Origin of the sequence: Onishia taeanensis (assembly GCF_003268885.1) — a bacterium.
GTDB classification, from domain to species: domain Bacteria; phylum Pseudomonadota; class Gammaproteobacteria; order Pseudomonadales; family Halomonadaceae; genus Onishia; species Onishia taeanensis_A.
In genome coordinates, this window is record NZ_QLSX01000006.1 from 128,911 (window position 1) to 148,528 (window position 19,618).

General features: G+C 62.2%; 17 protein-coding genes and 3 pseudogenes. 12 read left to right on the forward strand and 8 right to left on the reverse strand.

Annotation, left to right across the window (positions count from 1 at the left end; genetic code table 11):
* Positions 1–33 precede the first annotated feature (33 nt).
* From lptF to bfr, 5 genes are all read left to right on the forward strand, one after another.
* Entirely contained in the window at positions 34–1,113 is a 1,080-nt protein-coding gene (gene lptF / locus BCL93_RS09705) for an LPS export ABC transporter permease LptF (RefSeq protein WP_112055083.1), read from the forward strand.
* Positions 1,113–2,177, forward strand: coding sequence for an LPS export ABC transporter permease LptG (gene lptG, locus BCL93_RS09710; RefSeq protein WP_112055084.1), 1,065 nt, complete (start codon positions 1,113–1,115; stop codon positions 2,175–2,177). The genes lptF and lptG overlap by 1 nt, the downstream gene beginning before the upstream one ends.
* 111 nt (positions 2,178–2,288) lie before the next feature.
* Entirely contained in the window at positions 2,289–2,768 is a 480-nt protein-coding gene (locus BCL93_RS09715) for an RDD family protein (protein ID WP_112055085.1), read from the forward strand.
* A gap of 136 nt (positions 2,769–2,904) precedes the next feature.
* The gene (locus tag BCL93_RS09720; protein ID WP_112055086.1) at positions 2,905–3,105 is read left to right on the forward strand and encodes a bacterioferritin-associated ferredoxin; all 201 of its coding nucleotides are present in this window, start codon (positions 2,905–2,907) and stop codon (positions 3,103–3,105) included.
* 221 nt (positions 3,106–3,326) lie between these two features.
* Entirely contained in the window at positions 3,327–3,800 is a 474-nt protein-coding gene (gene bfr / locus BCL93_RS09725; protein WP_112055087.1) for a bacterioferritin, read from the forward strand.
* 145 nt (positions 3,801–3,945) lie between these two features.
* Here the strand turns inward: bfr and BCL93_RS09730 are convergent, their stop codons facing one another.
* From BCL93_RS09730 to BCL93_RS09740, 3 genes are read right to left on the reverse strand one after another with little or no spacing between them, the layout of a single operon-like run.
* A complete protein-coding gene (locus BCL93_RS09730; RefSeq protein ID WP_112055088.1) occupies positions 3,946–4,182 on the reverse strand; it encodes a DUF1653 domain-containing protein in 237 nt (78 codons plus the stop codon).
* Positions 4,169–5,089, reverse strand: a complete 921-nt coding sequence (tcdA, locus tag BCL93_RS09735) for a tRNA cyclic N6-threonylcarbamoyladenosine(37) synthase TcdA (RefSeq protein ID WP_112055089.1) — start codon at positions 5,087–5,089, stop codon at positions 4,169–4,171. Before tcdA ends, BCL93_RS09730 begins: the two co-directional genes overlap by 14 nt.
* Positions 5,086–5,877 carry a pseudouridine synthase gene (locus BCL93_RS09740; RefSeq protein WP_112055090.1) on the reverse strand — a complete coding sequence of 264 codons (792 nt, stop codon included), beginning with the start codon at positions 5,875–5,877 and terminating at the stop codon, positions 5,086–5,088. The genes tcdA and BCL93_RS09740 overlap by 4 nt, the downstream gene beginning before the upstream one ends.
* 751 nt (positions 5,878–6,628) lie before the next feature.
* Between BCL93_RS09740 and BCL93_RS09745 the strand changes: the two genes are divergently transcribed.
* The 7 genes and pseudogenes from BCL93_RS09745 to BCL93_RS09775 all read left to right on the forward strand — a co-directional run.
* The gene (locus BCL93_RS09745; protein ID WP_112055091.1) at positions 6,629–7,087 is read left to right on the forward strand and encodes a GNAT family N-acetyltransferase; all 459 of its coding nucleotides are present in this window, start codon (positions 6,629–6,631) and stop codon (positions 7,085–7,087) included.
* 80 nt (positions 7,088–7,167) lie between these two features.
* Positions 7,168–7,995, forward strand: coding sequence for a trypsin-like peptidase domain-containing protein (locus BCL93_RS17115; protein WP_146742482.1), 828 nt, complete (start codon positions 7,168–7,170; stop codon positions 7,993–7,995).
* Positions 7,996–8,031: 36 nt separating this feature from the next.
* Positions 8,032–8,895, forward strand: a complete 864-nt coding sequence (locus BCL93_RS09755) for a hypothetical protein (protein ID WP_220086262.1) — start codon at positions 8,032–8,034, stop codon at positions 8,893–8,895.
* 485 nt (positions 8,896–9,380) lie between these two features.
* On the forward strand, positions 9,381–10,145 hold the full coding sequence (locus BCL93_RS09760) for an SIR2 family NAD-dependent protein deacylase (protein WP_112055093.1): 765 nt from the start codon (positions 9,381–9,383) through the stop codon (positions 10,143–10,145).
* A gap of 130 nt (positions 10,146–10,275) precedes the next feature.
* Positions 10,276–11,259: an MBL fold metallo-hydrolase gene (locus tag BCL93_RS09765; protein WP_112055094.1), complete on the forward strand. Its 984-nt coding sequence runs from the start codon at positions 10,276–10,278 to the stop codon at positions 11,257–11,259.
* A gap of 224 nt (positions 11,260–11,483) precedes the next feature.
* A pseudogene (locus tag BCL93_RS09770) lies at positions 11,484–12,428 on the forward strand (bile acid:sodium symporter family protein).
* A gap of 304 nt (positions 12,429–12,732) precedes the next feature.
* A pseudogene (locus BCL93_RS09775) lies at positions 12,733–13,452 on the forward strand (tRNA-uridine aminocarboxypropyltransferase); the annotation flags it as partial.
* A 24-nt stretch (positions 13,453–13,476) separates the two neighbouring features.
* Here BCL93_RS09775 and BCL93_RS09780 read toward each other — a convergent pair.
* The 5 genes and pseudogenes from BCL93_RS09780 to BCL93_RS09800 form a co-directional block, all read right to left on the reverse strand.
* Positions 13,477–14,637 (reverse strand): GGDEF domain-containing protein, encoded by a 1,161-nt coding sequence (locus BCL93_RS09780; RefSeq protein WP_112055095.1) that lies wholly within the window; start codon positions 14,635–14,637, stop codon positions 13,477–13,479.
* 348 nt (positions 14,638–14,985) lie between these two features.
* Complete coding sequence (locus tag BCL93_RS09785; RefSeq protein ID WP_112055096.1) at positions 14,986–16,215, reverse strand: TraB/GumN family protein; 1,230 nt, start codon at positions 16,213–16,215, stop codon at positions 14,986–14,988.
* Positions 16,216–16,300: 85 nt separating this feature from the next.
* Positions 16,301–17,792: pseudogene (locus BCL93_RS09790) on the reverse strand (TrkH family potassium uptake protein).
* A gap of 6 nt (positions 17,793–17,798) precedes the next feature.
* On the reverse strand, positions 17,799–19,172 hold the full coding sequence (gene trkA / locus BCL93_RS09795; RefSeq protein ID WP_112055097.1) for a Trk system potassium transporter TrkA: 1,374 nt from the start codon (positions 19,170–19,172) through the stop codon (positions 17,799–17,801).
* A gap of 200 nt (positions 19,173–19,372) precedes the next feature.
* A complete protein-coding gene (locus BCL93_RS09800) occupies positions 19,373–19,576 on the reverse strand; it encodes a dodecin (RefSeq protein WP_112055098.1) in 204 nt (67 codons plus the stop codon).
* Positions 19,577–19,618 lie beyond the last annotated feature (42 nt).

The window sequence follows — 19,618 nt, forward strand, 5'->3', positions numbered from 1 at the left end:
GATGCGGCCTGCCGGGAGACACGGGAGACCGTCTTGATCATTTTTCGTTACCTGACCCGCGAGATCCTGCAGACCATGGCCGCAGTGGCCGGGGTGTTGCTGCTGGTGATCATGGGCAGTCGCTTCATTCGCTACTTCACCAATGCCGCCGATGGCGAGATTCCGGCCAGCATCCTCGGCACCCTGATGATGTATCACCTGCCGGGTTTCCTGGAGCTGATTCTGCCGCTGGCCTTCTTCCTCGGCATTCTGTTGGCCTATGGGCAGCTCTATCTCAATAGTGAAATCACCGTGCTGGTGGCCTGCGGCATGAGCCCCAACCGGCTGCTGACGATCAGCCTGCTGCCGGCGGCCCTGGTGGCGGTGATGGTGGGCGTGTGCAGCCTGTGGCTGACGCCGAGCGGCGCCGATCACAACGAGACGCTGATCGAAGAGCAGAAGAGCCGGCTCGACTTCGGCGCCCTGGCACCGGGACGTTTTCAGGACTTCGGCAATGGCCGTACCGCCTACACCGAGTCCTTCAATCAGGACCAGACCCGTATGCAGGAGGTGTTCATCAGCGAGCGTCAGCGGCGCAGTGACGGCACGCCCAGCAACGTGGTGACGCGAGCGGCCGAGGGCTATCAGACCCGCGACGAGGAAACCGACAGTCGCTTCCTGGTGCTCAGTGACGGTCTGCGCTATAGCGTTGATCCCGGTAATCCGGTGGCCGAACGGCTGGCCTTCGAGACCTATGCGGTGCGCCTGTCGCCGGATCGGGCGCCGCGCGCCGCTGATGACCCCGAGCTCGCCAGCACGCCTGAGCTACTGGAGCGCGGCACGCCGCCGGCCATGGCGCAGCTGCAGTGGCGGCTGTCGATGCCGCTGATGGTGCTGGTGCTGACCCTGATCGCCCAGCCGCTGTCGAAGGTCAATCCGCGTCAGGGCCGCTTCGGCAAGCTGCTGCCGGCAATCTTCCTGCATATCGCCTACCTGAGCCTGTTGCTCACCGCCAAGGATGCCATCGCCCAGGGCAGCCTGCCGATGACCGTGGGCATGTGGCCGATTCACCTGACATTCCTGATCGTTGGTCTGTGGCTGTTGCGCCGCTCGCGGCTGGCGGGGGTGAACTGATGCTGCTCGATCGTCTCGACCGTTACATCGCCCGCAACGTGCTGGCGGCGATTCTCGTGGTGCAGGTGGTGCTGCTGGGCCTCGACCTGGTCATCACCTACATCAATGATCTGGGCGACGTCGAAGGCGGTTACGGCGCCTTCGACGTGCTGATCTACCTGATCATCCGGTTGCCCTATCGCTTCTATCAGTATGCCCCGGTAGGCGTGCTGATTGGCTCGCTGATCGGGCTTGGCAGCATGGCCACCAGCAATGAGCTGACCGTGATGCGGGCCGCCGGGCGCTCGCTGACCCGCATTCTGTGGGGGGTGATGAAGCCGGTGATCCTGATCGTGCTGGTCCTGTTGGTGATCGCCGAGTTCGTCAGTCCGCGCACCGAGCAGTTCGCCGCTGCCTGGCGCCTTGAACAGGCGCAGGGCGAGGGTGCCCTGGTGACCGAACGGGGCGGCTGGCAGCGTGAGGGCGACAGCGTCTATCGCTTTGGTGCCATCCGCTCCGATGACACCGTGCTCGACCTGACGCGCTATCGCTTCGACAACCGCGAGCTGATGGCGGCGACGCATGCCTCCCAGGCCGTCTGGGAAGAGGATCACTGGGTACTCAAGAATGTCGATATCACCCGCTTCTTCGAGGATCGTACCGAGGTCGAGCGCCATGCGCGTCTGCAGTGGCAGACCGACCTGACCCCCGCGCAGCTCAACCGTCTGCTGCGCGATGTCGATAGTCAGGCGCCCAGCGAGCTGTGGGCCTACGCCCGCTATCTCGAGAGTCAGGGCCAGCAGGCCACCCAGCCGCTGCTGTATTTTTGGCAGAAACTGCTGCTGCCGCTGACGCTAGGTTCACTGGTGCTGATCGCCGCCTCGTTCGTGTTCGGCCCGTTGCGTAGCGTGGCTGCGGGAACGCGAGTCTTCTACGGGGTCATCACCGGGCTTTCCTTCAAGTACCTACAGGACCTGCTGGCGCCGGCCTCCACGGTGTTCGGCTTCTCGCCGGTCTGGGCGGTGCTGGGGCCGACGCTGATATGCGCAGTGCTGGGGCTGTATATGCTGCGACGCAGCGGCTAGACCTGCTACGGCCGAGCGGCTTGCCCGCGCATCCTGGCAAGCCGCCCCTGCTTGCCAGGTATCCCGTGTTCCTAGAGCCTCTATTTGTCAGGCGCCTTGTCAGGAGTGCCCATGCGCAAACGCTTTGCCGACCTCGATCAGACCTGGCCTGCGGGCCTGGGCCGCCGCCTCGGTGCGATGATCTATGATGCCCTGATCCTGATGGCGATCTGGATGCTGCTGGGCTTCGTGGCCGTGGCCATCAACGGCGGCGAGGCCAACACCTCGCCGCTGTTCCACAGCCTGCTGTTTGTGGCCACCTTCGCCTTCTTCGCCTTCTTCTGGATGCGCGGTGGCATGACGCTTGGCATGCAGGCCTGGCGGCTGCGCGTCGAGACGCCGGAAGGCCTCTCGCTGACGCTGCCTCAGTGCCTGATGCGCTTTCTCGTCGCGGGCATATCCTTTGCAGTACTGGGCCTGGGGTATTGGTGGGTGCTCATCGACGGCGAACGACGCGGCTGGTCGGATATCGTCTCGGGCTCGCGGGTGGTGGTGGTGCCGAAGTCTGGAAAGAATAAGCCCGGCAAAAACGAGCCCGGCAAGCAGGCCTAGCGGCCCCGCCAGCAGGCGCTCAGACCACGTTCTGGAAGGTCTCGGAGCAGGCCATCGATTTTGTGGCTGGCAACGTCTTGCAATTCCCTATGCGAATCATTTACATTCATTTTAGTGCCGATAGCGAGGTGATGTGATGTACGTGTGTCTTTGCAAGGGCGTATCCGACCGGACGATCCGCAATGCCGTCAGCGATGGCGCCCGCAGCTGGCGCGAGGTGCGCGAGCGCACCGAGTGTGCGACCCAGTGCGGCAAGTGCGCCTGCATGGCCAAGACCATCACGCGTGAGGCCATCACCGAGGAAATGCTGTCGGCCGATCTGGCCTATGCTGTCTGAGGCGATTTGACGTCGCTTCGGCACCCTATCATCGCTGCAAGACGTTTCCGCCTGCGTTCGCATCGCCTTCTCAGCTGTCAGTCATTCCTTTTTAACATCTTGTCCTGATTCGACTTTCTGTCTTTGCTAGGGGATACTTTGCGCTTTGCGGGGCCGCCGAGGCTGGCCCAATGATTCAGCGTTCGCCGGCCCTTGGCGAACCCGACTTCGGGAGAGTGGCAATGAAAGGTGATGCCAAGGTCATCCAGTACCTCAATACCGTGCTCGGCAACGAGCTGGTGGCCATCAACCAGTACTACCTGCATGCCAAGATGTATCAGGACTGGGGCCTGGCGGCGCTGGGCAAGTGGGAGTACGAGGAATCCATCGAGGAGATGAAGCACGCCGATACCCTGATCGAGCGCATCCTCTTCCTCGAGGGCCTGCCCAACCTGCAGGACTACGGCAAGCTGATGATCGGCGAGAACACCCGCGAAATGCTCGAGTGCGATCTCAAGCTCGAGCACAAGGCCCACGCCGATCTCAAGGACGCCATCGCCCATTGCGAGCAGGTGCGTGATTACACCAGCCGCGATCTGTTCCAGAAGATCCTCGACGACGAGGAGGAGCACATCGATCACCTCGAGACCGAGCTTGGTCTGATCGACGCGGTAGGCATCCAGAATTACCTGCAGAAGCAGATGCAGACAGCCTGAAGCCATCGGCTAGATGGCTGGCTGAATCAAAGAAGGCGCCCCAAGGGCGCCTTCTTTGCGTTTGGTTCTTTGCGTTTGGTTCTTTGCGTTTGGTGCTTTGCTTTGGTTCTTTGAGCGGGAAGACGGCTGGCGGTTCGGGCCGTTTTCAGTCGAAGGCCTTCTCCAGCGCGAAGCGCGGCACCGGCTCGCCCTGCACCTCGACGCTCTCGCAGAACATCGCAAGCGGCCGAACCCACAGGCCGTAGTCGCCGTAGAGCGCCCGGTAGATCACCAGCGCTTCCTCGGTCTCGCTGTGCTGGGCCACGCCCATTACCTCGTAGCGGGCGCCCTTGTAGTGGACGTAGATGCCCGGTACCGGGCGCGGGGATTCATTCGCGATCATCGGAAGATTCCTCGATGGATGTGGCCGTGGCGTGGGCAGTGGCTTGGGCAGTGTCTTGATCTGGGCTTGTGGTGCCTGCCGAGGGGCTTGCCGCGTCACGAGTGGCCTGGCGCGCCAGCCGCGCCATTACCCGGGCGGCGGCGGCGAAGCCGAAGGCGCCGGTAACGAAGGTGGCGGCGCCGAAACCACTGGCGCAATCCAGGCGGGTGCTCTCGCCGTCGGATGGCTTGGTGTGGCAGACCTCGCCGTCGGCGCCGGGATAGGCCAGCTGTTCGTCGGAATACACACACTCGACGCTGAAGCGACGCTTGGGATTGCGCGAGAAGCCGTAGTCGCGGCGCAGCCGGGCGCGCACCTTGGCAAGCAGCGGGTCATGCTCGGTGCGAGTCAAATCGGCGATGCGGATGCGGGTCGGGTCGAGCTGGCCGCCGGCGGCGCCGGTCACGGTCAGGCCCAGCTTGCGTCGCTTGCACCAGGCGATCAGCGCTGCCTTGGCGATCACGCTGTCGATGGCATCGACCACATGATCGGCGTCGGCGGGAATGCGCTCGGCCAGGTTGGTCGGGGTGACGAAGGCCGTGTCGGCGACCACCTCGATACCCGGCGAGATCGCCCGGCAGCGCTCGGCCAGCACCTCGACCTTGGGCCGGCCGATAGTGCCGTCCAGCGCATGTAGCTGGCGGTTGACGTTGGACACGCAGACATCGTCGAGATCGATCAGCGTCAGCTTGCCGATGCCGGAGCGGGCCAGGGCTTCCACCGTCCAGCTACCCACGCCACCGACGCCGACCACCACCACATGGGCGTGGCGGAAGTGGGCGGCGGCGCGCTGGCCATAGAGGCGCCGAATGCCGCCGAAGCGGAAGTCGTAGTCGGCATCAGCAAGAGTCGGGTCGGTGTCGGTCATGGCGTCGGCATCGCTGCTTGAGTCGTTGACGTTGCGGTATCGGCCTTGTCGAAGCGGTGGCCATGGCGGGGCAGGTGGGCGCTCCAGCCGAAGCGTTCGAATAGCTGAGTCATGTCGTCCTCCAGGCCGGCGCTGACGGTCAGGCGTTCGCCGAGCACGGGATGCTCGAAGCTCAGCTCCACCGCCGCCAACAAGAGCCGGTGGGTGTCCAGGTTCTCGCTGAAGAAGCGGTTATGGTTGCCCTTGCCGTGCCTGGCATCGCCGATGATCGGATAGCCGCGCCGCGAAAGGTGACGGCGGATCTGGTGGCGGCGCCCGGTCAGTGGCCGCGCCTCCATCAGCGAATAACGCGCGCTGGGGTAACGGTCGACCCGCACCGGCAGTTCGACGCTGTCCAGGCGCCGCACCTCGGTGGCCGCCTCCATCGCCGGCATCTCCGCCTTGGGTCGGCGGCCATCTTCCTCGCGCAGCGCATAGTCGATGCACTCGGCCTCGGGGCCGTGGCCGCGTACCACCGCCAGATAACGCTTGCTGACCCGCTGCTCGGCGAAGGCCTCGCCGAGGGTACGCGCGACCTCGGAAGACAACGCGAACACCAGCACCCCGGAGGTCGGCCGGTCCAGGCGGTGCACCGGATAGACATGGCGACCCAGCTGGTCGCGCAGCAGCTGCAGCGCGAAGCGCGTCTCGCCGCGAGCGAGCGCGGTGCGATGCACCAGCAGCCCCGAAGGCTTGGCGATAACGACCAGGGCATCGTCCTGATAGAGGATAGGAAGCGGTGTGGACATGAAACGACTGCGACCGAAAAAGGGCGCCCATTGTCGCCGCTTGGCGCGGGGATGTCATCCGCCGGGCGGATCCTGCACGGTTGTCAGGCCAGATGTTCGACGGCTTGCCTACTGCAACAGCCAGCGCTTTCGTTGTCGACGCCAAGGCATACCTGATTCGCGATCACGGCATCATGCCCAAGCGTTGACCCAGCGCAGGAGAAAATCATGCCTCGGTGTTAGGCTGAGTACTTAATAACCAAGACTGCATAATGACATCGCCCATACGCAGGGAACTCCATATGGCAACGGCTTGCTCCGCATCCCGCATCGACCTGCGCCCGAACAAGCATCGGCTGCGGGGGGCGACCGCCTGCTCGTCGGCATTAGTCTCGCCAGTGGTCGCGTCTACCCGCCGCGCAGTACCTTCCCCGCGGCGTGTGCGGATGAACCTGCTGACTCGCGTCGTGACCGCGACCCACTGTCCCTTAAAGGGCGGTGCCCCGTACGTCTCGTTTGGTGATAGGGCCGATGTGGAGCGGGGCATGAAAGGCCGAACGTGGGCGGCGTGACGGCTGCTATCGAGCCAAAGCGGCCCTCCCGACAAAGACAGCATGCGCGTTTATTGGTGTTATATAGCCACGTCAACGAAAATGCACATAAAAATCAATGGGTTGGTGTGGCGGTATAAGAAAATTGAATGCGCACGCTCGTTCAAGTGGGAAAACTCGCGTGCTACCTAATACCTGTTATGCCTCAAGAAGGAGACCATATGAATGAAGCAATCACACTAAGACCGGCCACCATGAAAGATGCAGATATGCTCTTGGAATGGCGCAATGACCCAGAAACAAGAAAAGCCAGCCACAACACAGCTGAAGTCCTGAGAGATGATCACATTTCATGGTTAACACGGACACTTAGCAACCCAGATCGAAGGCTGTATGTAGCTGAAGAAGATGGTGACCCTGTTGGTACAGTTCGAGCTGATTTTTCAGATAGTGTATGGGAGCTGTCGTGGACGGTATCTCCAAGAGCAAGAGGCCGAGGACTGGCAAAACGGATGGTTGCTGTGTTGGCCAACCAAATCTCAGAACCAATCCGAGCAGAAGTAAAAACTGGAAATATTGCCTCAGCCCGAATTGCTGAGCATGCCGGCATGGAATGCGAGCAAGAAACCGATGGGGTTCTTCATTACAAGAGAGCAGCATTAGATGAACAAAAGGCATAACAAGGCGCTGCACCGGACGGCAATTCCGCTGCGCTCCATTGCCGCCGGTGAGCTTGGTCGTTATCCGGAAAAATGATCAAATGAACATGGAAGAATGGAACGACATAGTTAAGGGTGTTGCACGCTCAATGGCGAACGAGGTATCCCGCTACCTCACTCCTATATCCGCTGAAGAGGAGGAAAACTGGGGGGTGTTGGTTGGAAGTGGCGCATACGTCGAATACAAAGATAATGTTTTTGCTGTTACGAATGCCCACGTTTTATCTGAGCTAAAGGGGAGACGAGGAGGGCTTCATCTCAAAAATTCAACTATTGATGATGAGCCGGCGTCAGTAGTAGGCATCAATAAGCCCTTTGGAATATTAACGTCACCATCAGACAGCGCAGCGGTGAGAGTTTCTCCTTCTGCTTGGAAGAATGAGGGAAAGGCATCATCTGCGATACCGTATGAACGCTTTGCGAATAGAGATGAGCCTGTCGATCGTGAATTGCTCTTTTTTATCGGCTTCTCCGACGAAAGATCTAAGTCTCTTTATGGAATGTTGATGACAAAAGGCACTCCATACACGTCTCAGGAGCCCGAGGGGGTTGCAGCACCGGATTACCCCGATCATGAATTTCATATCTTATACCCCACTGGACTGATTGAGGATCTGGGAGATGAGCAGAAAGGCGCGCCTCTTCCCCCTGGATTCAGTGGATCTTTAGTTTGGAATACAAGGTATGTAGAGATTATGCAGCAAGGTGGCACATGGTCTCCTGATGATGCTGTTGTGACGGGAATACTAAAGAGATGGATTGAGAAGGAAGAGCTGCTAACAGCGACCAAGATAGAAAAAGCAGGGTTTCGAGGGCTATTCGAAGCCGTATTGGGGGATAACAATGTCATCCACGCGACAAGCGCGTGATGGCGGCGTTATATTTCAAGCGCATAGGGAGCCAGTTTGAAAGATAAACCGTCAGATTTAGAGAGACTTATTCATGAATCACTAGAGCAGCTAGGCTGGTCGGCTGACGCTAACAGTATCGCTGATAGAGTACATAGACTTAATATAGGTCTTCCATTAGAAGACGAGTTTTCGATTATCTGCGGCTGGCTCGGCCAATGTGATTTAGTCCATAAATTAGATCAGCAGCAGTATCCAACCACTTCTAAAGATGCTTTTCAGGTTCCAGATTTACTGGCAAACTTTAACGTGCGTGGCGCAGGAAATACTTCCGTTTTAATTGAAGTTAAGTCTTGTGAGAAAAATGTATTGTCTCTCAGGCCTGATTATGTATCTAAGTTAAGGGCTTGTGGTCAATTGTTAAGGCTGCCCGTTTTAATTGCTTGGCGAAAGTATGGGGTTTGGAGTCTGGTAGATTTAGACGTTTTTTCAAAAGCTAATAAAAATTTCAATCTCAATTTCAATGACGCTATGCGAAATAGTTTAATGAGTAAATTTCTTGGCGACTTCTCATACACTCCGCAAGTTAATTCGGGTGTCCATATTAGCTTCAAGAAAGAAAAGCTTATTGGATCTATCGAAACAGATGAAGGGCTACAAGAAAATTGGCACATGGTCATAGATGACGTGTATTTCACTAACGGGGAAAGTGAGAAATTAAGAGACCTGTCGCCGATTGCTCAGCAACTATTCCATTCCTGGGACCTTACTACAACAGAATCGCACTCTGATTCTCACGTGGTGATGCATAATACAATTGATCAAGAATCGGGAATGTTTGCGCATATGGCTTTAACTAGGTTGCTTTCTTTTCACGGTCGAGAAGACGAGGTTCATTGGAGGCACCATCATGCAACATGATGCTGCAATCTCAAGTGTCTTAGATTTCAGAAGCGGGATTGAGGAGAACCTAAAAGCAGGCATTATTAAATACATCTTTGACATCGAGCCAGCGAATGTCCCGGATTTTCTCAATGAAATATAACAAACGCAAGTTGTCGGACTGGTTTTCCGCTGCGCTCCAAACCAGCCGCAAATGCGGGCGTTATATCTGCGTTAGCAAAACATTCGTTCTAGGCTAATAGCGGTCTTCCCAGCGGTCCCAGCTTCACTTGGAGGCCGAGGTCTGACCGTGTTCACTTGCTCGATCTACTCCCGTCAGGGCTCAATCAGTCGCCGGCAAAATCGGTGACCGTTCAGTTTGCCAGGCGCTTCATCACTGGGCGGGGCGCTGTCTGGCCGCGCTGGGGAGGGAGTGATAGCGTCAGCCACAGGTAAGCATATGCACAGTCGGTCGCGGGTTCCTGAGAAGTGAGGGCTGGCGGCCAAGTGGCGAGAGGTAGTGAATGGAAGAACAGCGTGCGCCCCATCTGGTGGTGCTGACGGGTGCGGGTATCAGCGCGGAGAGCGGCATCCGTACCTTCCGGGCAAGCGATGGTCTTTGGGAGGAGCATTCCATCGAGGCGGTGGCCACGCCTGAGGGTTTCGCTCGCGACCCGGAACGGGTGCTGCGCTTCTATAATGAGCGCCGCGAGCAGGTGCGTCGCGCCGAGCCCAACGCCGCCCATCGGGCGTTGGCTGAGCTGGAGCAGGCCGGCATCCGGGTGAGCATCGTCACCCAGAATATCGATGACCTGCATGAGCGGGCCGGTTCCAGGGACGTATTGCACCTGCACGGCGAGATCCTGATGGCGCGCTCCACGGTGGATGAGCGGCTGCGTTATCCGCTGCGCCGGGGCGGCATTCGCCTGGGTGATGTCTGCGACAAGGGCAGCCAGCTACGCCCGGACGTGGTCTGGTTCGGCGAGGCGGTGCCGCGCTACGCGGATGCCTGCGACATCGTCGCCGAGGCGGACCTGTTGCTGGTGGTGGGCACCTCGCTGGCGGTGATGCCGGCGGCGCTGCTGCTCGAGCAGGTTCCCCTGGACGCCTATGCGGTGCTGGTCGACCCGGACGCACACGGCCTGGCGCCGCCCGGTGTCGGCCGTCTCGCCTTGCCGGCGGGGCAGGGCGTGCCGCGGCTGGTGGAATATTGGAAGGCCACCGGCCAGCTCGAGGTCCCCAACGACCTGCTCGCCACCGAGCCCGCGACGGGCAGCGATGAAGGCTGAGAGGGCAGGGGCCTTTTGACGGCAGGGTGGGAGCAGAGAGCGCCGGCTTTACCTTGTACAAGATTTATTTGTCCGCTAGCTTAATGTCCAAGTTGTTTGTCACCGCCCGACACTCGAACAGGAGATTGCCATGACCGCTTTTGTGATGCGCACCACCTTGCCGCTGGCCACCGCGACCGTACTGGGGCTTGCCGCCAGTGCGCCGGCCGTCGCCGCTGGCGATATGGCCGATGGGGCCAACCCCGGTTACTACCGCATGATGCTAGGCGACGTCGAGGTAACGGCGCTTAGCGACGGCACCGTCAACCTGCCGATGCACGAATTGCTGCACATGCCCGCCGATGAGGCCAAAGCGATATTCGAGGATGCCTACCTGAATGTGCCGGTAGAAACCTCGGTCAACGCCTTCCTGATCAACACCGGCGACAATCTGGTGCTGGTGGACACCGGGGCCGGCACGCTCTTTGGGCCGAGTCTTGGCAAGTTGGGGGCGAGCCTTGAAGCGGCCGGCTACCAGCCCGAGCAGGTCGATGAGATTTACCTGACCCATATGCACCCGGACCATGTGGGCGGGCTAATGGACGGCGAGTCGCGGGCCTTCCCCAACGCGACCCTGCATGCCGATCAGGACGATGTCGACTTCTGGCTCGACCCGGCCCAGCTCGAGGCCGCGCCGGAAGGCCAGAAGGGGTTCTTCCAGGGCGCGATGGCCTCCATTAACCCCTACATCGAGGCCGGCGCCTTCGAGGCCTTCGAGGGCAACAGCGAGCTCGCGCCGGGCATCTATGCCGAGGAACATCCGGGCCATACGCCGGGGCACAGCACCTATCGTGTCGAGAGCAACGGCGAGACCCTGGTGCTGTGGGGCGACACCATGCATGCCGCTGCGGTGCAGTTCCCGCATCCGGACGTCACCATCGATTTCGACAGTACCCCTGATCAGGCCCGCGAGGCGCGCAAGGCGGTATTCGCCACCGTCGCCGAAGAAGGTGACTGGGTCGCCGGCGCGCACCTGTCCTTTCCCGGCATCGGCCATCTGCGTGCCGATGGCGAGGGCTATGAGTGGCTGCCGGTGAATTACAGCCATGACCCGGCGGCTGCCTCTGGCGAGTAAGCAGCGCCCAGCACGAGGCCATTTTCCAAGGCCTACGAAGAAGGCGTGCCCCGGATACCGGGGCACGCCTTCATTCGTTAGCGCGCATACGGCATGATGGGCGTCCCGCTTCGCTGTCGACGTGGAAGAATGCGTCTCAGCCGGGATATCAAGAGCCGTCTCAACGGCCTGACGGCCAGGGATCGACCTGGCCTTTTCTCATCACGCAACGTCTAGGACACCTCATGCACGCCTTCGAACGCCTCAATCGCCTCTTTCCCGTGTGGGCGATCCTCTTTGCCTAGTGCGCCGCCTGGCAGCCGGACTGGTTTACCGGACTTGCCGGCCAGATCAAGCTGCTGCTGGCGCTGATCATGTTTGCCATGGGCCTGACCCTGTCGCGCCAGGATTTTCTCGGCGTGGTGCGCGCCCCGAAGCCGGTAGCGGTGGGCATCGTGCTGCAGTTCACGCTGATGCCGCTGGCAGCGCTCCTGGTCTCGAAACTGCTGGGGCTCGACCCGGCCCTGACCACCGGTATGGTGCTGGTCGGCGCTACCGCCGGCGGTACTGCCTCCAATGTGATGGCCTGGTTGGCCGGTGGCCATGTGGCGCTGTCGGTGTCGATGACGCTGGCTTCCACTCTGGTCTCGGTGGCCGCCACGCCGCTGCTGACCTGGTTGCTGGTCGGTGAGAGCATCGCCGTGCCGGTGGCGGGAATGTTCATGAGCATCGCCCAGCTGGTCATCGCGCCGATCGCCCTGGGCGTGGTGGTTCACCACCTGATGGGCGACCGAGTTCGCCGGGTCGAGCCGATGTTGGCCACGCTTGCCATGGCCGCCATCGTGCTGATCATCGCCATCGTGGTGGGCCTTAACGCCGACCGCCTGCTGACGCTTGGGCCGCTGGTGGCGCTGGCGGTGGTGCTGCACAACGGCATCGGCCTGGCCGGCGGCTATGGTCTGGCGCGTCTGGCGGGCTTCGAGGAGCGCATCGCGCGCACCGTGGCCATCGAGGTAGGCATGCAGAATTCCGGCCTCGCGGTGGCGCTGGCCAGCCAGTTCTTCTCGGCAAGTGCGGCGCTTCCTGGCGCGCTGTTCTCGGTGTGGCACAACGTGTCTGGCTCATTGCTGGCCGGCTACTGGAAGCGGCGTCCGGTGGGTCAGCATACGCCGGCCACTGCGTCGCGCTAGGCCAGGCGGCGTCAGCGTCAGGGGCAGACCGCGCATGCTAGAATGCGCGGTCTATCCAGCGACCACGCTCGAGCCCGATTACGCCATGAATGACATTACCGAGCCGGCGGGCGAGACCGCCGGCCCGTCCACCGACGATACGCCAGAGGCCGACACGGCCGACGGATTCTCTGATCCTCCCGCTACCGAGCCTCTCGCTACTGAGCCTTACCAAGATCCCGCTACTGGGGCTTCGGATGGCTCTTTTACCGGGGCTGCTGAGGGCTCTACTGCCGGGGCTGCTGAGGGCTCTACTGACGAGCCTGACGCCGATCCGGCTCGCCCAGCGCGGCGTGAGTTCAAGGCTCGGGGCAGCACCGTGACACGCTGTGATATCTGCCGTTTGCCGGCGCTGAACTGTCTCTGCCCCTATCGGGTGCAAGCCGAGAGCCTGACGCGCTTCTGGTTGATTACCCATTCGCTTGAGCACCTGAAACCGACCAACACCGGGCGGTTGATCGCCGACGTGCTGCCGAGCACCGAGGTCTTTACCTGGTATCGCACGGCACCGGACGAGCAGCTGCTCGAACTGCTCGCCGATGAGCGTTTCGCCCCTTTCGTGATCTTCCCCGACGATCAGCCCGACTACGCCGATCGGGTGGTGGGCATGCAGGCGGTGCATGATGCCAAGGATCCCGCGACCGGCGCTGGGGCGAGGATGCCGGTGTTCATCATCCTCGACGGCACCTGGCGCCAGGCACGACGCATCTTCCGACGCAGTGGCTATCTCGATCGCCTGCCGGTGCTGCCGCTGGCGACCGAGCGCGAGACCCGCTATCGGCTGCGCAAGCCTGCCTCCAAGGCGCACCTGTGCACCGCCGAAGTGGCCGCGGAACTTCTTCGACAGGCCGGCGACGGCGAGGCGGGCCAGGTGCTGGATGATTACTTCGATGCCTTCAACGACAGCTACGGCGCCAGCCGACGGCATAGCCGCCTGTCGGCGCCGACGCCGGCCATGGAGCGGTTGCTGGCGCGGCGCGGCTAGCGCCATGCTCGTCCGGGCTGGCGTCTATGCCGGCTCGCCGAGTTCCTCGAAGCGGCCCTTGCCGTGATGCTTGGCTTGGTAGAGGGCGCGGTCGGCCTGGGAGAGCAGGCTCTCGAGCCGTGCCCGGTCGGTGCCGCGCCAGTCCGCGCAATGCACCACGCCGACACTGAGCCCTAGCCCCGGATAGCGCTGGCTGATGCCGGCGACCGCATCGATCAGTCGCTGTGCGCTCACGCGGCTCGACTCGGGATCGATGCCCGGTAGCAGGATCACGAACTCATCGCCGCCCCAGCGGGCCAGGATGTCGTGACGGCGATAGGTTTCACGCATCAGGTCGGCGACCTGGCAAAGGACGTCATCGCCTACCGTATGGCCGTAGGTATCGTTGATGCCCTTGAAGCCGTCGAGGTCCGTATAGAGCAGGCTGACGGGAAAGGGCCCCCGGCCTGCGCCCCTGATCGCCAAGGCCTCGCGAAACCAGCCGTCACGATTGAGCAATTCGGTCAGCGGATCCAGGCTCGCCAGGCGGCGGCTGTGATACTCCCCGAGCAGCGCCTGCGTCGAGGTGGCATGCAGGGCGTGAATCATCATGTGCATGGCCATCCAGAAGAAGGGCGCCTGCAGCAGGAACACCCAGAACCACGGCTCCGGCTGGAAGGGGACGGCGAGCTTCAGTGGCAGGTCCAGCAGCAGGATCTGCAGCATGGCAAAGCGCGGGGTGCCATGAGCGAAACTGGCCGTGGCGGTTGCCATGACGACCATCGAGGGGATCGACAGTACCTGCAAGACGGCATCACCGCTGAGCAGGCAGAGCGCGGTGCCAAGACCGGTGGTGGCGCTCCATAGCAGGTTGGTCAGGTGGATCTGATCGCTGAGCGTGGCGACACGCTGCGTACGCCATTGCCGCTGGGCACAGTAATGCAGCCAGACGCGGTAACTCGAGAAAACGAGCGTGAGCAGAAACCAGAGCAGGAAGAGCGGTTCCTGATGGCGATAGAGGCCGACCAGCGTCATCAGCAGGGAAGAGAGCGTTCCCGACCACATGACCGATGACTGAATGCTGGGCCCCGACAGCAGGCGCTGCTGTATGACCTCTGGCAGGCGGCTGTCGCAGAGCAGCCATTGCATGAAGCGCCAGCGAGGAAGCCAGAACAGGTGCTGGTGTTCATGCATCCGGTGTGGCATCGCGTCTGGCCTTCTGGGTCTGGTGTGGCGAAACGCGCTCGTCACGGGGCGGGGGCGCTGCCGGTTCCCCGCGACACGCCGCTGTCATCGTTAGCACGACCCGACGTCGCCGCGGTCGTCCATGTTGCTGTTTGTTACTCTATCGGCCGATCAGGCTGGTCACTTGAGCGCTATACGGTGCGCAAGCTGCGATATCGTGCATCTCTGGGACAGGGAAGCCCCGGGGTCAATATACACGATGTAACAGGGGCGGGTCGTCGCATGCGCGCGGTGTCAGCACCTCCGTGGCGTCACGGCTGCCGGCCCGAAGGCTGGCCGCTTCGGCACAAGATCATGCCGCGCGCTGAATCAGCCCATCAGTTGCCCGGCGATGCGCAGTCCGGCGATCCAGGTGCCGGCGGCAGAGCCCAGCGTGGAGAGCAGGAACACCAGCAGAGTGCGGGAAACGCGGTTCTTCCACCAGCCTTTGGGGCTGGCGACATCATGGCGTAGGGTCGAGAAGTCGCGCACCTTGGGCTTGCGCATGGCGAGCTCGACTCCGGCAGCCACGAAGCCGGCGCCGATGGTGGGGTTGAGAGAGGTCAGCGGAGCGGCGAAGAAGGTGGCGATCACCGTGACGGGGTGGCCAAGGGCGATGGCGGCCCCCAGTCCGGAGAGAATGCCGTTGATCAGGAACCACTCGCCGACCAGCTGCCAGCCGAGACCGGTGTCCTTGGAGAAGCCTAGCGCGAAGCCCGACAGCACCAGCAGCGTGATGGCCCAGGGCAGCAGCTTCCAGACCTTCGAGCGTGACGGGGTCTGTTCCAGGGTCTCGCGTTCGGCCCGCGGGGCGGCCGGCAGGTCTCCCTCAAGATGCTCGGCCATCCCCTTGAGGTGGCCGGCGCCGATGATCACCAGCACGTTGCGGTAATGCGCAGGCGCCTGCTCCTCGAGACGCAGCGCCATGTAGCGGTCGCGCTCACGGATCAGCGGCGCATAGAGGCTCTCGGACTGTTCGGCGAACTCGTTGAAGGTCGACTCCAGCACGTCGCCTTCCTTGAGGCGTTCGATGTCGGCGGCGGAGACTTCCTGACGCGATACCACGCTGCCGAGCAGCCCCGAAAACAGCCCGAAGCGCTGCCACCAGGGCACATTGGCGTAGATGCGCTTGAGCGTCACCCCCACCTCGCGATCGATCAGCAGCAGCGGCAGGCCGGCGCCGTCGGTTTCCTCCAGGGCCGCGCGCATCTCGGCGCCGGGCTCAATGCCCGACTGCTCGGCGACGCGCTGCTGGAAGGCACCCAGTGCCAGGCTGGCGGCGACCATGCCGGCCTTGCCCTGGCGAAAGATCTGAAACAGATCCTGATTGGCCAGGGCGTCGGGTTCGACCAGGCTCTGGTGGCGCGACGCGCACAGCTCGATGGCGACGGCGTCGAACTCGCCGGAGCGGATCAGCTCGCGGACTTCGTTGGCGCTTTCGGCGGAGACATGGGCGGTGCCAAGCAGGGTGTAGCGGGTATCGCCGCGTACGATCACCCGGCGTGGGCCCTGGCCTGTTGCCTGAGGCTCGGCAGTGGTGATGTCCTGAGATTCGGTCATGGACGCTCGCTAGACGGTTAGGAGAGAAGATTATCCACGATGCTGGCGGCCAGGCCAAACCAGCCCCGCAGGGCGGTCGGCCCAGCTAGCGGCGCCAGAAGGCCGGTGTGAAGAGCACCAGCACGGTGAAGATTTCCAGGCGGCCGAGCAGCATCGCTACCACCAGAATCCATTTGGCGGCGTCCGGCATGTCGCCGTAGTGGCTTGCCACCTCACCCAGCCCAGGGCCCAGGTTGTTGATGGTGGCCGCCACCGCGGACCAGGCCGTGACCTGATCGAGGCCGGTGGCCATCACGCCGATCAGCATCAAGAAGAACAGCAGCACATAGACCGAGAACGGCCTGGGCGATGCTGTCCGGGACGCTGACCTTGCCGATCTTCACCGCGATCACCGCATTGGGGTGGATCAGGCGCAGCACCTCACGCATGCCCTGCTTCAGGATCAGGATGATGCGGATGACCTTGATGCCGCCCCCGGTGGAACCGGAACAGCCGCCGACGAAGGCGGCGACGAACAGCAGGAAGGGCAGGGCGCCGGGCCAGACGGAGAAGTCAGCGACGCCGAAGCCAGCGGTGGTGGCGACCGAGACGACCTCGAAGAGGCCGTGGCGCAGGCCGAGGATATCGGTGTAGGTACCGGTCAGCCACAGCGAGAACACCGTGACCACGGTCAGGCCCAGCAGGAACAGCAGCAGAAAGCGGGCTTCTGGATCGGCCAGGTACTGAGACAGGCGCTTCTCGCGCCAGGCGGCGAAGTGCAGGCTGTAGCTCATCGCCGAGACGATCATGAACAGGATGCAGATCATCTCGATCATGGCGCTGTCGAAATGGCCGATGCTGGTGTCGTAGGTCGAGAAACCGCCGATCGCTACGGTGGAAAAGCTGTGGCCCAGGGCGTCGAACCAGTTCATGCCAGCGAGCCAATAGGCGGCGAAGCAGGTCAGGGTCAGGGTGGCGTATATGTACCACAGTGCCTTGGCGGTCTCTGTGATTCTGGGGGTCAGCTTGGAGTCCTTCAGCGGCCCCGGAATCTCGGTACGGTAAAGCTGCATGCCGCCGATGCCCAGCGTCGGCAGGATGGCAACGGCCAGGACCACGATCCCCATGCCGCCGAGCCACTGCAGCTGCTGACGGTAGTAGCGGATTCCCTCGGGCAGGAAGTCGATGCCGGTGATCACGGTGGCGCCGGTGGTCGTCAGCCCCGAGAACGACTCGAAGACCGCATCGGTCGGCGAGAGCGCCTGGGCGCCGTCCAGCATCAGCGGAAGCGCACCGAAGAGGCCGAGCACGGTCCAGAACAGTGCGGCGATCAAGAAGCCGTCGCGGGTGCGCAGCTCCTTGCGGGCGTTGCGATTGGGCCAGTACAGCAGCGCACCGGTGGCCACGGTGATGACCATGGCGATGATAAAGCTGCTCCAGACGCCATTGGCATAGAGCAGCGAGATCAGGATCGGGGGCAGCAGGGTCAGGCTGAACAGCATCAGCAACAGCCCCAGAATGCGCAGGATCATGCGCAGGCTCATGGCGCGACCGTCCTTGTCATTGGAAACGAGGGGCGATGGCATGCACGGGGCCATCCCCCATCAGAAGAAGGTCAGACCGACCTGGAACAAGCGCTCCACGTCACGGATGCGGCGCTTGTCGATCACGAACAGGATCACATGGTCGCCGGATTCTACTACCACGTCGTCGTGGGCGATCAGTACTTCCTTGCCGCGCACGATGGCGCCAATGGTGGTGCCGCTGGGCAGGTCGATATGGTCGATGGTCCGACCCACCACCTTTGAGGAGTGGACGTCGCCGTGGGCGATCGCCTCGATGGCCTCGGCGGCACCGCGGCGCAGCGAGTGGACGTTGACGATATCACCGCGGCGCACGTGGGTCAGCAGACCGCCAATGGTGGCCTGCTGGGGCGAGATGGCGATATCGATCTCGCCGCCCTGCACCAGATCGACGTAGGCCGCGTTGTTGATCAGGGTCAGTACCTTCTTGGCGCCCAGCCGCTTGGCCAGCATCGACGACATGATGTTGACCTCGTCATCGTTGGTCAGCGCGCAGAAGATATCGCAGTCCTCGATGTTCTCCTCGAGCAGCAGCCGCTTGCTGGTGGCGCTGCCGTGCAGCACCACCGTGCGATCGAGACGCTCGGACAGCGTCGTGCAGCGCTCAAGGCTATGCTCGATGATCTTGACCTGGTGACTGTGCTCGAGGGTTTCGGCCAGACGCTCACCGATATGGCCGCCGCCAGCGATCACCACCCGGCGGAAGTCACGATCGAGGCGGCGCAGCTCGCTCATCACCGAACGGATGTCGCGGCGGGCGGCGATGAAGAACACCTCGTCATCGGCCTCGATGACGGTGTCGCCGCGCGGAATGATCGGCCGGTTGCGGCGATAGATGGCCGCTACCCGAGTATCCACCTTGGGCATGTGGCGACGCAGGAAGCCGAGTTCCTGACCGACCAGCGGACCGCCGTAGAATGCCTTGACCGCGACCAGTTGCACCATGCCGTTCGCGAACTCCAGCACCTGCAGGGCGCCGGGATAATCGATCAGCCGGCGGATGTGGTCGGTCACCACCTGCTCGGGACTGATTAGCACGTCGATGGGCACGGCATCGTGGGCGAACAGGCCCTTGCGCGTCAGGTAGGCCGTCGCCCGCACCCGGGCGATCTTGGTCGGGGTACGAAACAGGGTGTGCGCCACCTGACAGGCGATCATGTTGACTTCGTCCGAGTTGGTCACGGCGATCAGCATGTCGGCGTCTTCGCAGCCCGCCTGGCGCAGCACCATCGGATAAGAGGCGGCACCTGATACCGTGCGAATATCCAGACGGCTATGCAGCTCACGCAGGCGCTCGCCGTCGGTATCTACCACGGTAATGTCGTTTTCTTCATGGGCCAGGTGTTCGGCCAGGGTACCGCCGACCTGGCCAGCACCTAGAATGATGATCTTCATGAAAGTGTCCGCAGGCTGATGGACCGACGGCCTGAGAGGGGCGTCGGCAGGCGGTGGCTAGCATAAACCACTCGCCGGGCGGGCGACAGGGTGAGGCTGGGTGGCCTCGCAAAGCGGCCTGTCGCCGTGCCGGGGCAGAAGCGCTCTGGCGTTGACACAGTGGCTTACTCGCCGGTGTTCTAGCGGGTGTGTGCGTAGGCTTATTCGAGCGTGAAGCCGACCTTGACGGTGACCTGCCAGTGGGCGACGCGGCCGTCTTCGATGTGGCCGCGGGTCTCGATCACCTCGAACCAGCGCATGCCGTGCAGGCTCTGGCTGGCGCGCTCGATGGCCTGGTTCACTGCATCCTCGATGCTCTCGCTGGATGAACCGGTCAGTTCGATATGCTTGTAGACGTGGGACATGGGTCACTCCTTTGCCGTGGAAGAGGCCCCGGCCGGCGCCGG